Source organism: Streptomyces sp. NPDC005803 (assembly GCF_040630435.1).
In the GTDB taxonomy this organism is placed as follows: Bacteria; Actinomycetota; Actinomycetes; order Streptomycetales; family Streptomycetaceae; genus Streptomyces.
Window position 1 is genome coordinate 370,856 of record NZ_JBEXXO010000001.1, and the last position, 17,896, is coordinate 388,751.

At 69.2% G+C, this 17,896-nt stretch carries 11 protein-coding genes; 3 read left to right on the forward strand and 8 right to left on the reverse strand.

Annotation, left to right across the window (positions count from 1 at the left end; translation table 11 throughout):
• Positions 1 to 101: 101 nt before the first annotated feature.
• From ABZ454_RS01695 to ABZ454_RS01715, 5 genes are all read right to left on the reverse strand, one after another.
• The gene (locus ABZ454_RS01695; protein ID WP_359535603.1) at positions 102 to 1,028 is read right to left on the reverse strand and encodes a hypothetical protein; all 927 of its coding nucleotides are present in this window, start codon (positions 1,026 to 1,028) and stop codon (positions 102 to 104) included.
• On the reverse strand, positions 1,025 to 1,732 hold the full coding sequence (gene sigM / locus ABZ454_RS01700; protein ID WP_359535605.1) for an RNA polymerase sigma factor SigM: 708 nt from the start codon (positions 1,730 to 1,732) through the stop codon (positions 1,025 to 1,027). Before sigM ends, ABZ454_RS01695 begins: the two co-directional genes overlap by 4 nt.
• Before the next feature lie 72 nt (positions 1,733 to 1,804).
• Positions 1,805 to 3,523 carry a protein kinase family protein gene (locus ABZ454_RS01705; protein WP_359535607.1) on the reverse strand — a complete coding sequence of 573 codons (1,719 nt, stop codon included), beginning with the start codon at positions 3,521 to 3,523 and terminating at the stop codon, positions 1,805 to 1,807.
• Positions 3,524 to 3,651: 128 nt separating this feature from the next.
• The gene (gene murJ, locus ABZ454_RS01710; RefSeq protein ID WP_359535609.1) at positions 3,652 to 5,811 is read right to left on the reverse strand and encodes a murein biosynthesis integral membrane protein MurJ; all 2,160 of its coding nucleotides are present in this window, start codon (positions 5,809 to 5,811) and stop codon (positions 3,652 to 3,654) included.
• A gap of 49 nt (positions 5,812 to 5,860) precedes the next feature.
• Positions 5,861 to 8,158, reverse strand: coding sequence for a DUF6049 family protein (locus ABZ454_RS01715; protein WP_359535742.1), 2,298 nt, complete (start codon positions 8,156 to 8,158; stop codon positions 5,861 to 5,863).
• Between the two features lie 181 nt (positions 8,159 to 8,339).
• Here ABZ454_RS01715 and ABZ454_RS01720 point away from each other — a divergent pair, with 181 nt between their 5' ends.
• Positions 8,340 to 9,782 carry a CCA tRNA nucleotidyltransferase gene (locus tag ABZ454_RS01720; protein WP_359535611.1) on the forward strand — a complete coding sequence of 481 codons (1,443 nt, stop codon included), beginning with the start codon at positions 8,340 to 8,342 and terminating at the stop codon, positions 9,780 to 9,782.
• Between the two features lie 104 nt (positions 9,783 to 9,886).
• Here the strand turns inward: ABZ454_RS01720 and ABZ454_RS01725 are convergent, their stop codons facing one another.
• From ABZ454_RS01725 to ABZ454_RS01735, 3 genes are all read right to left on the reverse strand, one after another.
• Positions 9,887 to 11,146 carry an MFS transporter gene (locus ABZ454_RS01725; protein ID WP_359535613.1) on the reverse strand — a complete coding sequence of 420 codons (1,260 nt, stop codon included), beginning with the start codon at positions 11,144 to 11,146 and terminating at the stop codon, positions 9,887 to 9,889.
• Positions 11,147 to 11,269: 123 nt separating this feature from the next.
• The gene (locus tag ABZ454_RS01730; RefSeq protein ID WP_356321036.1) at positions 11,270 to 12,352 is read right to left on the reverse strand and encodes an inositol-3-phosphate synthase; all 1,083 of its coding nucleotides are present in this window, start codon (positions 12,350 to 12,352) and stop codon (positions 11,270 to 11,272) included.
• 61 nt (positions 12,353 to 12,413) lie between these two features.
• A complete protein-coding gene (locus ABZ454_RS01735) occupies positions 12,414 to 13,118 on the reverse strand; it encodes a PadR family transcriptional regulator (protein ID WP_359535616.1) in 705 nt (234 codons plus the stop codon).
• Between the two features lie 401 nt (positions 13,119 to 13,519).
• On the opposite strand from ABZ454_RS01735, the gene ABZ454_RS01740 reads away from it, so the two are divergent.
• Positions 13,520 to 16,258: a transglycosylase domain-containing protein gene (locus ABZ454_RS01740; RefSeq protein WP_359535618.1), complete on the forward strand. Its 2,739-nt coding sequence runs from the start codon at positions 13,520 to 13,522 to the stop codon at positions 16,256 to 16,258.
• Positions 16,259 to 16,392: 134 nt separating this feature from the next.
• On the forward strand, positions 16,393 to 17,880 hold the full coding sequence (locus tag ABZ454_RS01745; protein WP_359535620.1) for a glycosyltransferase 87 family protein: 1,488 nt from the start codon (positions 16,393 to 16,395) through the stop codon (positions 17,878 to 17,880).
• Positions 17,881 to 17,896: the final 16 nt, after the last annotated feature.

Genomic DNA, 17,896 nt, shown 5'->3' on the forward strand with positions numbered 1-17,896 from the left:
GTCCACGCCTACTGGGGGCCGGTTCTACGACTCTCACCCCACCCAACGGATCCTACGGGGCTTGCATTCCCGACGTGCCGGGGCCGCATCCGGCGCGATTCTCAGGGGCGTGCGTAGGCGTGCGTCAGCAGGAGCTTCCCCTTGGCCGCGGGCTCCGCACCGACACACGCCGCGTCGACGACGTAGGCCTGGACGCTGGTGGTGTCCGTGGGGTGCGGGAGGACGACGAGGAACGCGTCGGCACCTTCGAAGGTGCCCCGTTCCATGGCCAGGGCGGCCGTGTCGCGCCCGATGCCCTGCTCGATGCAGGAGGGGACGGCGACGACGGGAGCGCGGAGCGGGGCCTGCGGCGAGGCGGATCCGGAGGACAGAGACTCCGGCGAGGACTTCGTGTCAGCGGACGGATCCTGCTCTTCGCCGCTTGAGTCCTGAGGGCTGGCCGCATCCGTGCGGGAGCCCAGGAGGCTGTGGACCCGGTCTTCCAGGGTGGACTGCGAGAACGTGTCGGGGGCGGCCTTCGAGGCGGCTCCCCGGTCCATAGCGCTGTCGGAGCTGCTCTGGGACGACGGGACGTTCTGCAGCAGGAGGACGCTCACACCGACCACGGCGGCTCCGAGGGCGGCGCCGAGGACTGCTGTGCGCCTGCGCCGCCGCGCAGGGCGACGACCGGGGCCCGTGGCAGCCCGTGAGTGACCGGCGGGGCGGCCGACCTGCTCCGGGGACGTCACAGCAGCATCGGTTTCACGTGAAACATCGGTCGCCTCGTGCGCCACGGGGGCGGAACGGGCTTCCTCGGCGAGCGCGGCGTCGATGCGATCCGCGACGTCGGATGGCATGGGCTCCGGAGCGGGCAGAGCGCCGAGAAGACCGCGGATCTCCTCCAGCGACGTACGGACGTCGGCACAGAGATCACAGCCGGCCAGGTGTCGCTGGACGTCCGCGGTGCGGGAAGGGGAGAGCAGGCCTTCGGTGAGATCGGAGATCTCCGAGACGTCCGGGTGCTGGGTCGTGTCGGTCGTCGATGTCATGGGGTGCGTCCACCTCCGCCCTTCGCTGCCGCTGGATCGTTCGTGCCCGTGTCTCTGGGCCCCGCCGCCGGTGGGACGGATGCTCTGGGCGTCCGGTTCCCCTTCGCCCCCGGGCCCTCGTCGGCGGCGCCTCCGCCGCGGAGATGGGTGAGCTGAGGGGCCAGCTTGGCGCGTGCCCGCGCGCAGCGGCTCTTCACGGTGCCGACGGGAACATCGAGGACCTCGGCCGCCTCGGCCACCGGGTATCCCTGCATGTCGACGAGGACGAGGGCGGCGCGTTGTTCGGCGGGGAGGGTGGCCAGGGCCGCGAGCAGTTCGCGCTGAAGGTCCTGACGCTCGGCAGGCGCCTCGGCGGACTCGTGGGGTTCCATGAGCTGGTCGAGCCGCGCCGGGTCGTCGACCGGCGCGGTCTTCCGGGAGGCGGCCTTGCGGACCCGGTCCAGGCAGGCGTTGACCGTAATGCGGTGCAGCCACGTGGTCACGGCGGACTGGCCACGGAAAGTGTGGGCGGCGCGGAAGGCGGACACGAGGGCGTCCTGTACGGCATCGGCCGCTTCCTCCCGGTCGCCCAGGGTCCGCAGCGCGACGGCCCACAGCCGGTCGCGATGGCGTCGCACGATCTCACCGAAGGCGTCCGGTTCGCCGGCCACATGGCGGGCGAGGAGGTCTGAGTCGCTGAGTTGGTCGGACGGCTCGGCGGCCACCTCCCCCTCCCTCCTGATCCGAATCAAGGTCCGTCTGTCTATCACGGTTCAGGTGGGCAGGGGGAGGGCCGTTCAGCCGAGAACGGAGATCTCCGAGATTCCTCCGCGATACCCGCTCCCGGTGTCGTCCAGCGGGAGTTCCGTGATGTGGATCAGGAGGTAGCGGGTCCGCACCGGTTTGGCGAGCGTTTCCTTGAGATCGCTTCCCGCCGTTCCCAGCTGGGTGAGGCGCTGCGGGAAGTCCGAGAGGGACGAGGGCGTGGAGGCGCTCTCGTCGGCCGCCAGGATCTCCGCCTTCTGCCCGCTGCGGTACAGGGTGACGTTGATGCCGGAGACGTCCTTGACGCTGCCCAGGTCTACGACTATCCCGCTGCCGTCCGCGCGCTTCGGGATGTTGCCGAAGTTCGGGAACCCCTGGTAGCGCGGGGTGATCCACGACGTGCCCGGCTTGCCGTCGACGGTGTTCGGCGCCTCGTCCTGGCTGATGCCCGATCCGCTGGGCGTGAACTCCGCGGCATCCGCGATCGGCAGCGCCACGGCCGGTTTCGGCTTGGGCTGGTCACCGTTCTGCGGGTTGCTCTGGGTGGTGCCCGGGTCGTTGGAATTGTTGTCGCGGTCGAGGAGCGTCTCCGCCAGCTGCCAGCTGCCGAGGCCCAGGGCGGCGATGAGCAGCGCGGACACCGCCCACTTGAGGGCCTTCCCGGTGCGGCTCTGGAGCGGGGCGGGAGGCGCGGCGACCAGGGGCTGGGGGACGCCGGGGGCGGGTCCGGCCGGGCGCCCGTAGGTGCCCTGCTGGTACGTGGTCCGCTGGTATTCGGGCGGTGCGGTGAACGTGGGCTCGGGCGGGCGGATGCGGGGCATCGCCGCGACGGCCTTGGCGAGCTCGTCCGGGGTGGTGCACGGCTGTTCCTGACGGGAGGCCGTGGCTCCGTCGTTGGCGAGGGCCCGCATGGCGATCTCGGAGAGCCCGCGGTGGACTCCGGCCCGCACCTGATCGGGTGCGATCAGTCCCACGCCCTTGGGCAGCCCGGTGAGACCGTAGGCGTCGCTCTCGTATGGCCAGCGCTGGGTCAGCGCGGCGTACAGAAGGGCGCCGATCGCCTCGGTGTCGGCGCGCTGCGGCCCGTCGGAGGTGATGCCCCGCAGCGCGGCGTTCACCGCGAGGCCACGGATGCGGTACTGCCCCGAGGAACTGCGCAGCACCGCGCCGGGCGTGAGCCGCAGATGGGCCAGCCCTTCGCGGTGGGCGGCCGCCATGGCCTGGGAGATCTGGCTCACGAGCTGGTAGGCGTCGTGAGCTTCCATCGGCCCCGCGCCCAGGAGAGCGGTCAGCTCGGTGGCGTCCGGAAGCCACTCGTGGACGACGTAGACGAGGTCGTTCTCCTCCACCGCGTCGAGGACCTGCACGAAGCGGGGGTCGCCGAGCAGGGCGGAGGAGCGGGCCGCGGCCAGCACGGAGCGGGCCCGCGGGTGGTCGGCGGGCAGGAGATGGACGCCCACCGCGCGGCGCAGTTTCTCGTCGACAGCACGCCAGCTGCTGAACCCGTCCAGTCGGGTGACGCACTCCTCGAGCCGGTAGCGCCCGGCAAGCTTGTGACCGCTGTGCAGGTCGGGGGTCGACACATCGGTCTCGGGGCTGCTCGGCTCGCTCTCCGCGTCCTGGGGGCCGGTGCCCGTCGAATCCTGATCTTCTGCTGTGCCGTCGCTCGTGGCCTCGTCCGCCTTCGCGGCCAGCGGCTCTTCGCCACTGTTGTCGGCCACGTCGACGGCAGCCGTGCTACGTTCCGCCACCGTCGTTCCTGCCTCCCCATCCGTTGGGCGATGCCAGCCAGCCCCGCACAGTCACGCCAATTGTGCCCACACTCCGGCACCATGCACGACACGCGGGGACCGGTGATGGTTGTGCGGGCCGGTGATCCTCAGCGGCCGAGCCTTCCCCTGATCATGCCGACCATGCCGTTGATCTCTTCGATCCGCATCCGCTTCGCCGCTACGACGAAGACTCCCAGCAGCACGATCCCACCGCACAGCAGGGCCAGGAGCGAGCCGCCGGCGCCGTCGCCGAGCGCGCGGAGAAGGGCGAACCCCACCCCACCGGCGATCAACGCGGCAGGGATCGCGGCGAGGCACAGCCGGGCGTACGTACGCAGGACGCGGGAGCCGTCCAGATCGCCGCCCAGGCGGTTGCGCAGCCGTCGCCAGGCGATACCGACGCCGACGGCGTAGGCGAGCCCGTACGAGGCTGCCATGCCGACCACGGCCCACTGGGCGGGCAGCACGACGTAGCAGACGGCTGAGGCGGCCGCGTTGACCAGGGCGACGATGACCGTGTTGTAGAAGGGCGTCCGGGTGTCCTCGTACGCGTAGAACCCGCGCAGCACCACGTACTGCACGGAGTAGGGGATCAGACCGAGGCCGAAGGCCATCAGGATGAACCCCATGGACCGGGCGGCCTCAGGGCCGCTGGAGGCGTAGAGCAGGGTGCACATCGGCACGCCGAGGGCGAGGAACGCGAACGCGACCGGCACGATGGCCACGGCCGAGTTGCGCAGGCCCTGCGAGATGTCGTCGCGGACCGCACCCGGGTCGTTGTCGTGCGCGGCCCGGGAGATACGCGGCAGCAGGGCGGCCATGACCGAGACGGTGATGATCGCCTGCGGCATGCCCCAGATCAGCTGCGCGTTGGAGTAGGCGAGGAAGCCCGCACCGTTCTGGCCGGACGCCTTGCCGGCGGAGGTCGCGAGCTGGGTGACGACCAGCACACCGGCCTGGTTGGCGAAGACGAACAGCACCGTCCACTTGGCCAGCTTGACCGTCTTGCCGAGGCCGTGGCCCCTCCAGTCGAAGCGCGGACGGAAGCGGAACCCGGCCTCGCGCAGGTACGGGATCATGGCCAGCGCCTGGACGACCAGGCCGAGCAGGGTGCCGATGCCCAGCAGCCGGACGCCCTCCGGCGGAATCGTCTGGACGCCCATGTGGGACTCGTGCGAGGTGCCGTACACCCAGATGAACATGCCGAACGTGAAGATCATGACGATGTTGTTGAGGACCGGGGTCCACATCATCGCGCCGAACTTCCCGCGGGCGTTGAGGATCTGGCCCATGACGACGTGCACGCCCATGAAGAAGATGGTGGGCAGGCAGTACCGGGCGAACGTGGTGGCCACGTTGTTGGCCGCGGGGTCGTTGGAGATCGTCGACGACATCAGACGGATGAGGAAGGGCGCCGCGAAGACCGCGAGGGCGACGATCAGGCCCAGCGCGACCATCACCAGGGTCAGCAGCCGGTTCGCATAGGCCTCGCCGCCGTCCTCGTCGTCCTTCATCGAGCGGACGAGCTGAGGCACGAAGACGGAGTTGAGGCCGCCGCCCACGGTGAGGATGTAGATCATCGTCGGCAGCGTGTACGCGATGGTGAAGCTGTCGCCGAGCAGGGCGGCGCCGAGCGCCGCGGTGATCACCAGGCTGCGGACGAAGCCGGTGAGCCGCGAGACGAGGGTGCCGGCGGCCATGACCGCGCTGGACTTCAGCAGACCGGACGCCCGCCCGCCGCCGGACTTCGGCGGCGTGGGAGCCGGGGCCGGCTCGGACCGGTCCGGGACCGGGGGCCCCGCCGGGCCCTCCTGGTCCCGGAAGAGGTGGGCGAACGCGTCCGGCTCCTCGTGGTTCGTCGACGCCTGGGTGACGAGGTCGTCCACGCCCACGAACTGCGTGGTCGCCGCGTCGTCCCCGTACGGCAGGAGGCGCGACGGCCCGTCCGGCTCGGGGGGCGGGGTCTGCGCCCAGATCCGGGGGTCGGGTGCGTACGGGGCGGCCGGCGGCTGCTGGTAGAGCGGTTGCGGCTGCTCGTAGTAGCCGGGGGGCGGCGGTGGGTGCGCGGCGCGGTCGTACAGCGCCTCGCTCACCGGGTCCTGGGCCGAGAGGTCCTGCGACCGGTAGGGGTCGTAGTCGTACGCGGCCTGTAGATACGGGTCCGGGGCCGGTGGCACCTGCTCCGGCCCAGGGGGCGTGGGTGGTCCGCCGGAAGACCCAGCTCCGCCCGTACCCTGACCGCGGTCACCGTCGTACGGCGCGTTCATCGAAACCCCACCTCATCGTCCCCGGCCGACCGGCCACGACAGACATCGCTCAACGGTCCACTTTCTCACCCGTGCCCGACGGCTCCGCGCTTTCGGGACCGGTGTCCGGTGCCGGGTCACTCGGCTGCTCGGGTTCACTGCCGTCGTCGCCCGCCGCGCCGCCCGCGTTGGCACGCTTGCGATGTGCATACATCCGGATGCCGGCGAGGACCAGCAGCAGAAGTCCGCCGGCGATCACGAGCAGTACGGTCGGAGTGAGCTCGGACACCTTCACGGTGAAGGCCATCTCCGCGCCGTAGGGCCGGCCGTCCTCCGTGTAGAGCTGCGCGGTCATCTGCACCTGGCCGTTGATGTTGGCCGCGGCGTCGAACTTCACGGACTGGCTGTGGCCCGCGCCGATCCGGATCGGCTGCTCCGCCATGGCGCCGCCGTCGTTCAGCTCGAGACGCGTCGCGTTCTCCGACTTCAGCCGCAGCACCAGGTGATCGACGTCCTGGAGCAGTCTGTTCTGCACCGTCACGGGAATGGTGGCGCTACGGCCGGACAGGGTGACATCCGACTTCGAGATGAGCTGGACCTCGTTGATGAGGCCCTGCAGATAGGTGCGCACCGAGTCCCGGTACTGCTGCGCCCGCAGGGGCTTGCCGCGCCACGAGGTCGACATCGACCGGTTGACCGCGTTGCCGAAGGGGGTCACCACCCGCTCGGGCTGGGTGAGGATCACCTGGAAGTCGTCGAGGGAGGCCTGGGTGGACTTGATGTCCTGGAAGGCCTGGGTGGGCAGCTCCTGGCTGCGCAGCTTCTTCGGGTACTGGGACGTCCGGGGCACCGCGGTGGTCGCGTCCGCGTCGGGTTTCGCCGCCGCCGCCTGGAGCAGCGTCCGGGACTGCGTCCAGCGTCCGTCGTCGAGGGTGTGAAGGGCCCGGGCCATCGACTGGGCCTGGGCGATGGTCGGCATGCGCTGGGGCGCCACGACGATGGTTCGGTCCTTGTCCGTGTCCTGCTCGGACAGGGCGAGCGTGAGGGCGAGGAACTTCTGCACGGCGAGCGTCGAGTTCCCGGCCTTCGCCATGTCGCCCTGGAAGGCCGTGGAGAGCCGGGCGTCGGAGACCACCGCTGTGGTGCCGCCGCCGATGGGCCGGGCGGCGGTCGGCGTGTAGGACAGGCCGCCGGTCTCCTGAAGGCTGTCACTGCGGGCGATCACGTTGTGGGCGCCGGTCGAGGTGGCGACATCCACGATGGACGGGTCGACCGCACCGTCGACGGGCCAGGCGAAGTCGGTCGACGGCTTCAGGTGGAGGATGGTCTCCACGGTCACCCCGGCGACCTCACTGGCCGTCTGGAGATGGCTGAGCGTCCCCGACACGTTCTTGCCGCGGTGTGCGATGGAGGCCAGGTCCGGGTCCCCGAAGGGCAGCGCCACGACCTTGTGGTCGGCCACGGCCCCTTCGAGGGAGCTGAGCCACTTCTTGGCCACGGCCTGGTTCGTACCGGCGACCGTCGTGTCGCCCGACTTGACGCGGTAGCTCTTGGTCATGGCGTCGACACTGGCGAGCAGATCGGGGTCGATGACCCAGGTCACGGGCAGTTGGCTGCCGAGCGCCACCATCCGTTCGAGCCGGCCGCCCGGTGCGATCTCGGTGGCCAGGTCGTCATCGGCGAAGACCGGGGTCTGCTGCTCGTCGGAGCCGGTCTCCGCCGTGAGGTGCGCGGGTGCGATCAGCGGCCAGAGGTAGCTGATCCCGGTCTTGGAGTCACTGTCCTTGTTCTGCCAGGGCAGGAACGTCCGCTTGATGCCGAGCACCTGGTCGTACGGAGCGCGAGCCGTCCGTCCCGACAACGAGACGTTCAGCTGGTAGACCCCGTCGTCGCCGAGGTCCAGTTTGCTGACGGGCACCGACAGGGTGAAGTCCTGGCTGACGCCCGAGGGAAGCTTGGCGATCTTGACCGTGTTTTTGCCCCCGCCCGGATAGGGATCGGTCCCGGGGACGTACTCGGTGCGCCGGGCGGCCGCGTCGATCGAGGTCCTGCCGTAGAGCTGCCCGCCCACCCGCAGATCGAGCTCCGCGTCGGTGACGGCTCCCTTGCCCTTGTTGGTCAGGGTGCCGGAGACGGTGAGCGTGTCCCCCTTCACCGGGGCGCTCGGCGTCAGGGTGTCGAGGGATACCGCGACGGTGCTGGACCCCGACGGGGCCTTGCCCACCTCACCCGCCTGGGCCTGCGGGGCGCTCACCCCCGCCAGCACGGCGGCGAGGAGCGGAATCCCGGCGAGCGCGACGGCTGTGTGCCGCAGCCACCGGCGGGCAGGAGAGGGACTCATCCCCTGGATGTCTGCCGCCTCGGCCACGCGTATCCGTCCCTCGTCGTCGTCAGCTGCTGTCACTCGTCATCCGTTGCTGCGTCCCCGCATGGTAACGAGGTGCGCCGTTGCCAAGTGCCGGGGAGTGCGTCACATGATCGGGAGAGTCTCGCAGGGCGGGCGGAAACCATGACGCCCGGCCCGGCGCGGGCACGTACCCTTTTCAGTTGTGCCGAACCCCAATGAAGACAACGCCAGCGCCCTGACCCAGGTGCAGCTCCGCGCAGTCAGCGAACTGCTGCGGGTGTCCCCGGTCGCCGACGACCTCGCCCGCCGATTCCAGGACGCCGGATTCAGTCTTGCCCTGGTCGGCGGCTCGGTCCGGGACGCGCTCCTCGGCCGGCTGGGGAACGACCTGGACTTCACGACCGACGCGCGTCCCGAGGACGTACTGAAGATCGTCAGGCCCTGGGCGGACTCGGTGTGGGAGGTGGGGATCGCCTTCGGCACGGTGGGCGCCCAGAAGGACGGCTACCAGATCGAAGTCACCACATACCGGTCCGAGGCGTACGACAGGACGTCGCGGAAGCCCGAGGTTTCCTACGGTGACTCCATCGAGGACGACCTCGTCCGCCGTGATTTCACGGTGAACGCGATGGCTGTCGCGCTGCCGCAGAAGGAGTTCGTCGATCCGCACGGTGGCCTCGCGGACCTGGCGGAACGAGTGCTGCGCACCCCTGGAACGCCTGAGGAGTCGTTCTCCGACGACCCCCTGCGCATGTTGCGTGCCGCGCGTTTCGCCGCACAGCTGGACTTCGAGGTGGCTCCGGACGTCGTCACCGCGATGACGGAGATGGCGGCCCGGATCGAGATCGTCTCCGCCGAGAGGGTGAGGGAGGAGCTCAACAAGCTCCTGCTCTCCTCGCATCCCCGCAAGGGGCTGGCGCTCCTCGTCGACACGGGACTGGCCGAGCAGGTCCTTCCCGAGCTCCCCGCGCTCCGGCTGGAAAGTGACGAGCATCACCGTCACAAGGATGTGTACGAGCACTCGCTGACCGTCCTGGAGCAGGCGATCGATCTGGAGGAGGACGGCCCGGACCTCGTCCTGCGCCTCGCTGCCCTCCTCCATGACATCGGCAAGCCGAGGACCCGGCGGTTCGAGAAGGACGGGCGGGTCTCGTTCCACCACCACGAGGTGGTCGGCGCGAAGATGGCCAAGAAGCGGATGACCGAGCTCAAGTACTCCAACGACATGGTCAAGGACGTCGCGAAGCTGGTGGAGCTGCATCTGCGCTTCCACGGATACGGCGACGGGGAGTGGACCGACTCGGCGGTCCGCCGCTATGTGCGCGACGCGGGGCCCCTGCTGGAGCGGCTGCACAAGCTGACCCGCTCGGACTGCACCACCCGGAACAAGCGGAAGGCCGGCGCCCTGTCGCGGACCTACGACGGGCTGGAGGAGCGCATCGCCCAGTTGCAGGACCAGGAGGAACTGGATTCGATCCGACCGGACCTGGACGGCAACGAGATCATGCGGATCCTGGACGTCGGACCGGGGCCGGTCATCGGCAAGGCGTACGCGTTCCTGCTCGAACTCCGCCTGGAGAACGGGCCGATGGAGCATGACGCGGCCGTGGCCGAGCTCAGGAAGTGGTGGGCCACGCAGGGCTGAGCCCCTGCGGATCACTCCGCCCGCAGGGCCGCCGGTCATGTTTCACGTGAAACATCACCGGCAGCGGATGTGCCGACGGCGCTGTTTCACGTGAAACAGCGCCGTCAGTCGGTCCTGGCCCATCGCGCCAGCATCCCCGCCACGAGGGCGTAGAGCAGGGCTACGCCGATGACGACCGTCGCCGATTTCCCGTCGGGGGGCAGGAGGAGCGCGGCGGCCGCGGCGGCGCACACGAAGGCCACGTTGAACAGCACGTCGTAGAGCGAGAAGATCCTGCCGCGGAACGAGTCGTCCACCCCCGTCTGCACCACGGTGTCCGTCGCGATCTTCGCTCCCTGAGTGACCAGTCCCAGGACGAATGCCGCGACGAGCATCGGTACGGGCGTGAACCAGAGGCCCAGGGCCGGCACGAGCAGGGCGGCCCCCCCGGCGCACACCACCATCCAGCGGAACCTGCCCAGTCGTCCCGCGGCCCACGGAGTCAGTACGGCTGCCGCGAAGAATCCCGCACCGGACACCCCGACCGCCAGGCCCAGGAGCGCCAGCCCGTCGGAATCACTGTCGCTCCAGGCGTACCGGCACAGCATCAGGACCATGACGGTCAGTGCCCCGTAACAGAAGCGGATCACCGTCATGGCGGCCAGCGCCCGGGCGGCGTTCCTTCGCTCCGCCAGATGGCGGATCCCACGGCTGAGGCCGCGTGCGGTGATGGCCAGAGCGGTCCGCAGGCGGAGGCGGCTCTCGCTCCGGTCCGGTCCCAGCAGGCCGGAAGCAAGGCTCAGGGAGGCCACCGCGGAGGTGAGGTAGAGCACTGCGCCCAGGAGCACCACGGCGGCGTCGGAGTCCGCGAGGAGCAGCCGGACGGCGAAGGCGAGACCGCCGCCCGCCGTGGCGGCGAGGGTGCCCGCCGTCGGTGACAGCGAGTTGGCCAGCACCAGCAGCTCTCGGTCGACGACGCGTGGCAGCGCGGCGGAGAGGCCGGCCAGGACGAAGCGGTTGACGGCGGTGACACAGAGGGCCGAGGCGTAGAAGAGCCAGTCGGGAGCGGAGCCGAGGATCAGGAGCGCGGTGCAGCAGGCGAGTCCGGCGCGCAGCAGGTTGCCGTAGAGGAAGACCTGCCGACGGGGCCAGCGGTCCAGCAGGACACCGGCGAACGGGCCGATGAGGGAGTAGGGCAGCAGGAGCACGGCCATCGCGGAGGCGATGGCGCCGGCGGACGCCTGCTTCTCCGGGGAGAAGACGACATGCGCCGCGAGGGCCACCTGATAGACGCCGTCGGCCGACTGGGACAGGATCCGCACGGCCAGCAGGCGGCGGAAGTTCCGTAGGCGCAGGAGTATGCGCAGGTCACGCACGACGGGCATGGGAGTAAGGGTCACATACGTTGAGGGTCCCCGGGCGGATTGCCCGGGGACCCTCAACGATGCGGGGGCACAGGAGCGTTGCCGCTCCTCACCGCACCGCGCCGACGCACCCTGTCAGGTGGGTCAGTTGGAGACCTCACCGCGGATGAACTTCTCGACGTTCTCGCGGGCCTCGTCGTCGAAGTACTGAACCGGCGGGGACTTCATGAAGTACGAGGACGCGGAGAGGATCGGGCCGCCGATGCCGCGGTCCTTGGCGATCTTCGCGGCGCGGACGGCGTCGATGATGACACCGGCCGAGTTCGGGGAGTCCCATACCTCGAGCTTGTACTCCAGGTTCAGCGGAACGTCACCGAACGCGCGGCCCTCGAGGCGCACGTACGCCCACTTGCGGTCGTCCAGCCACGCCACGTAGTCCGACGGGCCGATGTGGACGTTGTCCGCACCGAGCTCGCGGTCACGGATCTGCGAGGTGACGGCCTGCGTCTTCGAGATCTTCTTGGACTCCAGGCGCTCACGCTCGAGCATGTTCTTGAAGTCCATGTTGCCGCCGACGTTCAGCTGCATCGTGCGGTCCAGGACGACGCCCCGGTCCTCGAACAGCTTGGCCATCACGCGGTGCGTGATGGTGGCGCCGACCTGCGACTTGATGTCGTCGCCGACGATCGGGACACCGGCCTCGGTGAACTTGTCCGCCCACTCCTTGGTGCCGGCGATGAAGACCGGGAGGGCGTTGACGAACGCGACCTTGGCGTCGATGGCGCACTGCGCGTAGAACTTCGCAGCGACCTCGGAGCCGACCGGGAGGTAGCAGACGAGGACGTCGACCTTGCGGTCCTTGAGGATCTGGACGATGTCGACCGGGGCCTCGGTGGACTCCTCGATGGTCTGGCGGTAGTACTTGCCCAGACCGTCGTGGGTGTGGCCGCGCTGGACGGTGACGCCGGCGTTCGGCACGTCGCAGAGCTTGATGGTGTTGTTCTCGCTCGCGCCGATGGCGTCCGAGAGGTCGAGGCCGACCTTCTTCGCGTCGACGTCGAAGGCGGCGACGAACTCGACGTCCCGCACGTGGTACTCGCCGAACTGGACGTGCATCAGGCCGGGCACCTTGCCGGCCGGATCGGCGTCCTTGTAGTACTCGACGCCCTGGACCAGCGAGGCGGCGCAGTTGCCCACGCCGACGATGGCTACGCGAACCGAACCCATTCCGGTTGCTCCCTGTGTGTAATGGATGTTCCTGATGAGGCCCCGCGGAGGTGCGAGGTCCTCACTTGCCGGTGTCGTCGGACGGATCCGGCGGGTTGTTACCCCGCCGGGGCAGGCCGTCCGGCTCTCCTGCGGTGTTCTGCTGAGCTGAGCCCTCGGGCGAGGATCGTCGCTGATCCCGTCCCGACCGCTCGCTCTCGATGAGCTCGTTCAGCCAGCGCACTTCGCGCTCCACGGACTCCATGCCGTGTCGCTGCAGCTCAAGTGTGTAGTCGTCGAGACGCTCGCGGGTGCGGGCCAGAGAGGCGCTCATCTTCTCGAGACGCTCCTCCAGCCGGCTGCGGCGGCCTTCCAGCACCCGCATCCGCACCTCGTGCTCCGTCTGTCCGAAGAAGGCGAAACGAGCAGCGAAGTGCTCGTCCTCCCAGGAGTCGGGGCCGGTGTGCGAGAGCAGTTCCTCGAAGTGCTCCTTACCTTCTGCCGTCAACCGGTAGACGATCTTGGCGCGGCGTCCCGCCAGTGAGGAGGCGGGGGCGACCGCTCGTCCGGTGCCGGACGGAAGGTCTGGCGGAGCGTTCCCCGGCTCCTCGATCAACCAGCCGGTGGCGACCAGCGTCTTGAGGCAGGGGTAGAGGGTTCCGTAGCTGAAGGCGCGGAAGATCCCCAGTGAGGTGTTGAGGCGCTTGCGCAGCTCGTAACCGTGCATCGGGGACTCGCGGAGCAGTCCGAGGACGGCGAACTCGAGGATGCCTGAGCGTCTGCTCAACCTCGCCTCCTCCTTCTCCGAGTGCTCTCGCGTGGCCTTCTGCCGACCGGTGTACCGGGTCGATGTACCGAGCTGATGTATCGACTCGATACATCAGCACGATAGATCGGACTGAGTGCTGCGACAAGGGGGGCCTTAGTGAGCGGCGTCACATCGCTAATTCGTAGCAACCGACTTGCGTAATTTGGGGTGAAGTTCGGCTCCAGGAGGGTTTTGACCGTGCGTAGTCTGTGCGGCATGCAGACCACCGGGAACCGTGTGACGTCCGAGTACGTCAGTCTTCGCGGACTGACCGGACGCACTGCGGATGAGCCTCTCGCGGGGCTGGTCCGTAATTCGGGGGGACCGGATCTCAACTGCCGCTTCCAGGCGCTCTCGCCTGCCCGAGGAGTAGTCGTTCGATGAGCGAGCACCGTCGCAAGATGCCGCAACCGCAAGGTGGCGGGCGTGCCGCGGCCAGACGAGCCGCCCAGCAGTCCCCCGGACGTCGCGCAGCGCCGTCACGCGGAGTGACTGATGATTCACCTTCCGGTTCGTACAGCGAGGAGACCCCGTACGGCGGTCGAGCCGCGGCCAGACGGGCCGCCCAGCGCGGCGGCGGTGGCCGGGGCGGTTCCGACGGCGGCGGTGGCCGGCGTCGCGGAGGCGGGGACGGTGGCCAGGAGGGCCCCGGCCGCGGGCGGGGGCGGGGCAGCCAGCGCCCGGCCAAGAAACGCTTCATCGACTACCCCCGCGCCGGCAAGCAGGGCCTGCGGCGCTGGATGCCGTCGTGGAAGCTGGTCTCCGGCCTCTGCGTCGGCTTCCTCGGGCTTCTGATGGGGCTCGCCGGCCTTGCGTACGCCATGGTCGCCAAGCCCGAGATCCAGGCTGCGGCGAAGGCGGAGAACAACGTCTACTTCTGGAAAGACGGCTCGCAGATGGTGGCCACCGGCGGTGAGATCAACCGCCAGGTCATCGACTACGCCCAGATCCCGGAAGCGATGCGCAACGCCGTCATCTCCGCGGAGAACAAGACCTTCGACCACGACCACGGCATCGACCCGATGGGCATCGCCCGAGCCGTGTTCAACATGGCCAAGGGTGGAGAGACCCAGGGTGGCTCGACGATCACCCAGCAGTACGTGAAGAACTCGCGGCTCTCGCAGGAACAGACCCTGAGCCGGAAGTTCGAGGAGCTCTTCATCACGCTGAAGGTCGGCGAGCAGGAGAGCAAGAAGACGGTTATGGCCGGGTACCTCAACGTCTCGTACTACGGACGCGGTGCCTCGGGTCTCCAGGCGGCGGCACGTACGTACTACGGCAAGGACGCCAAGGACCTGAATCCGAGCGAGTGCGCCTTCCTGGCCACGCTGCTCAAGGGAGCCAGCTACTACGACCCCGCGGGCGCCACGGAGGTCGACCCGGTGCAGGCGACCGCGGAGAAGAACACGGAACGGGCCGTGAAGCGCTGGCGCTGGATCCTCGACGAGGAGGTGAAGGACGGGCGGATGGAGCAGTCGGAGCGCGACAAGTACAAGACGTTCCCGATGCCCGACAAGCCGAAGAAGGACGCTCAGCTGGGCGGCCAGATCGGCTACCTCGTCGCGATGGCCAGGTCCAACTTCCTGAGCAAGACCGACGTCAAACGCGAGCAGCTCGACCAGGGCGGCTACGAGATCCACACGACCTTCGACAAGAAGAAGGTCGATCAGCTCAGCAAGGCCGTCAAGAAGGTCTACGACGAGAGGATCGACCCCAAGAAGCGCCCCGACAAGGACACCCACGTCCAGTTCGGCGGTTCGTCGGTGAACCCGAAGACGGGCGCCATCGAGGCGATCTACGGCGGCGTGGACGCCACGAAGCACTACACCAGCAACGCCGATCCCACCGGCGCCGCGGTCGGATCCACCTTCAAGCCCTTCGTCCTGGCCGCCGCGATGGAGTACGGCAAGCGGGACCCCTCGAAGGGGCCGGACCAGGGTGAGGCGGACCGTACGAAGGTCTCGCCGAACAGCATCTACAACGGCGACGACAAGCTGAAGATCAAGAAGTACAACGGCGAGGTCTGGACCGACGAGAAGGGCAAGGAGTGGCTCCAGGCCAACGACGGCCATGAGTCGAAGGGTGACATCACCCTCCGCGAGGCGATGCGGGTGTCGGCCAACTCGCCCTACGTGCAGCTGGGCATGGACGTCGGCACCGACAAGGTGAAGGACGTGGCCATCGCGGCCGGCCTGAAGGACGACGAGTACATGGCGAACGCGAACGTTCCGTCGTTCTCCATCGGCACGTCCTCGCCCAGTGCGACCCGCATGGCGGGCGCGTACGCCACCTTCGCGGCCAGCGGCCAGCAGCGCGAGCCCTTCTCCGTCACGGAGGTGAAGAAGCGCGGCGAGGTGGTCTACCGGCACAAGGTGGTGGCCAAGAGCGCCTTCTCCAACGTCATCGCCGACAACGTGACGGACGTCCTCAAGAACGTCGTCGAGAAGGGAACCGGTACGCCGGCCAAGCTTCCCGGCCGGGACGTCGCGGGCAAGACGGGTACCACGGACGACAACCTGTCCGCCTGGTTCGTGGGTTACACCCCGCAGTTGTCGACGGCGATCAGCATGTACCGGCTGGACGACGACGAGAGCCACAAGGACCGCAAGTTCGAGAAGATGTACGGCACCGGTGGCGAGAAGACGATCCACGGTGCGTCGTTCCCCGCCAGCATCTGGCACGACTACATGGCCGATGCGCTGGAGGGCCAGGAGAAGCTGTCCTTCCCGAAGCCGGAGCCGATCGGTGACAAGGTCTACGGCGGCGGCGCGAAGAGTGCCGAGCCCACGCCCAGCCCGACGCCGACGCCGACGCCGACCGAGTCGGAGACCGTCAAGCCGACGCCCACCCCCAAGGACCCGAAGCCCGACCCGTCGCAGACGAGCTGCGGTGCCTGGGACATGAACTGCCAGAGCAACAACGGTGGGAACTCCACCGGCTGGACCGACGGGGGCACGGACGCCGGGACGACCGACGGCAGCACCGGCCAGACGGATGCCGGGACCACCACCGGGACCACGGAGGGTGAGACCGACGGAGGCGTCAGTCCCTCACCCGACACAGGTGGCAACGGGCACGGGAACGGGAACGGCAACGTCTTCGGTGGCCCGGCCGGGTAGCGCCCGGCAGGCCGCACACCCCGCACATCCGGCAGGCCGGGCGAGGTGAGCCGAGAAGCACGACGAGGGCCGCGGCACCACACGGTGCGGCGGCCCTCATCGTTTCCACACGTCCGTACGGCAGGATGTGCGGCATGCCAAGCGCAGAGGACACGAGCGTGCACCACGAACGGGCCGTCGTACGGCCCACGCACCAGGACGAGATCGCCGCGGCCGGCAGCGAGCTGATCGGCGGAAGCTCGGGACGCTGGACGCGGTTCGGCACCGCCGCACTCACTCCCGTGGGCGTCGTCGCGCTGGTGGCGATCGGGATGTTCGCGCTCGGCATGGTGCAGAAGCTGCCCTGCTACAACTGGGCCTGGTTCAAGGGAGCCGGCTCCCAGTACACCCACGCCTGCTACTCCGACATCCCGCACCTGTACGCGGCACGGGGCTTCGCCGACGGCCTGGTGCCGTACTTCGACCGGCTGCCCGGGGACATGCAGTTCCTGGAGTACCCGGTCCTCACCGGCGTGTTCATGCAGATCGCCGCCTGGCTCACCCCCGGCGGCTCACTCCAGCAGCAGGAACAGGCGTACTGGCTCGTCAACGCGGGCATGCTGATGATCTGCACCGCCGTCATCGCCGTGTGTGTCGCCCGCACGCACCGGCGCCGTCCGTGGGACGGCCTGCTGGTGGCCCTGGCACCGGCGTTCGCCCTCACGGCCACGATCAACTGGGACCTGCTGGCCGTCGCCCTGACGGCCGCGGCGATGCTCATGTGGTCCCGTAGCCGCCCGCTGGCGTTCGGCATCCTGATCGGGCTGGCCACGGCCGCCAAGCTCTATCCCGCGTTCCTGCTGGGCCCGGCCTTCGTGCTGTGCTGGCGGGCCGGGAAGTGGCGGGAGTTCGGGGTGGCGACGCTGGCCGCCGCCGGCTCCTGGCTGGTGGTCAACCTGCCGGTGATGGTGTTCGCCCCCGAGGGCTGGAAGAAGTTCTACACCTTCAGCCACGACCGTTCGATCGACTTCGGCTCCTTCTGGCTGGTCATCACCCAGCGCACCGGCTCCTCCATCGACGTCTCCACGGTCAACACCGTCTCCACGCTGGCGACGCTCGTCCTGTGCGCGGCGATCGGCGCGCTGACGCTGACGGCGCCGCGCAGGCCCCGGTTCGCCCAGCTCGCGTTCCTCGTCGTCGCGGTGTTCATCCTCGTCAACAAGGTCTACTCACCGCAGTACGTCCTGTGGCTGATCCCCCTCGCCGTGCTGGCCAGGCCGCGCTGGCGGGACTTCCTGATCTGGCAGGCGTGCGAGGTCATGTACTTCCTGGGGATCTGGATGTACCTCGCCTACACGACGAGCGGGGACAAGCACCAGGGCCTGCCCACGGAGGGCTATCAGCTGGCGATCGTCGTGCACCTGCTGGGCACCCTGTACCTCTGTGCCGTGGTCGTACGGGACATCCTGATGCCGGAGCGTGACGTGGTGCGGCGCGACGGCTCGGACGACCCGTCGGGTGGGGTGCTCGACGGAGCCGAGGACGTCTTCGTGCTGGGGCACGCGGCGGGGCGTCCGCCGCGCGCTGCCGCACTCACCGAGGCGGGCACCCGGGTGGAGTGGGGTACGCCGGCCGCCGACTGAGCGGCCGGCGTACCCG

Bases quoted from the DNA above. Each gene is read 5' to 3' on its own strand.
- ABZ454_RS01695 (WP_359535603.1), bottom strand. From the start codon at position 1,028: ATGACATCGACGACCGACACGACCCAGCACCCGGACGTCTCGGAGATC.
- murJ (WP_359535609.1), bottom strand. From the start codon at position 5,811: ATGAACGCGCCGTACGACGGTGACCGCGGTCAGGGTACGGGCGGAGCT.
- ABZ454_RS01725 (WP_359535613.1), bottom strand. From the start codon at position 11,146: ATGCCCGTCGTGCGTGACCTGCGCATACTCCTGCGCCTACGGAACTTC.
- ABZ454_RS01730 (WP_356321036.1), bottom strand. From the start codon at position 12,352: ATGGGTTCGGTTCGCGTAGCCATCGTCGGCGTGGGCAACTGCGCCGCC.
- ABZ454_RS01740 (WP_359535618.1), top strand. From the start codon at position 13,520: ATGAGCGAGCACCGTCGCAAGATGCCGCAACCGCAAGGTGGCGGGCGT.
- ABZ454_RS01745 (WP_359535620.1), top strand. From the start codon at position 16,393: ATGCCAAGCGCAGAGGACACGAGCGTGCACCACGAACGGGCCGTCGTA.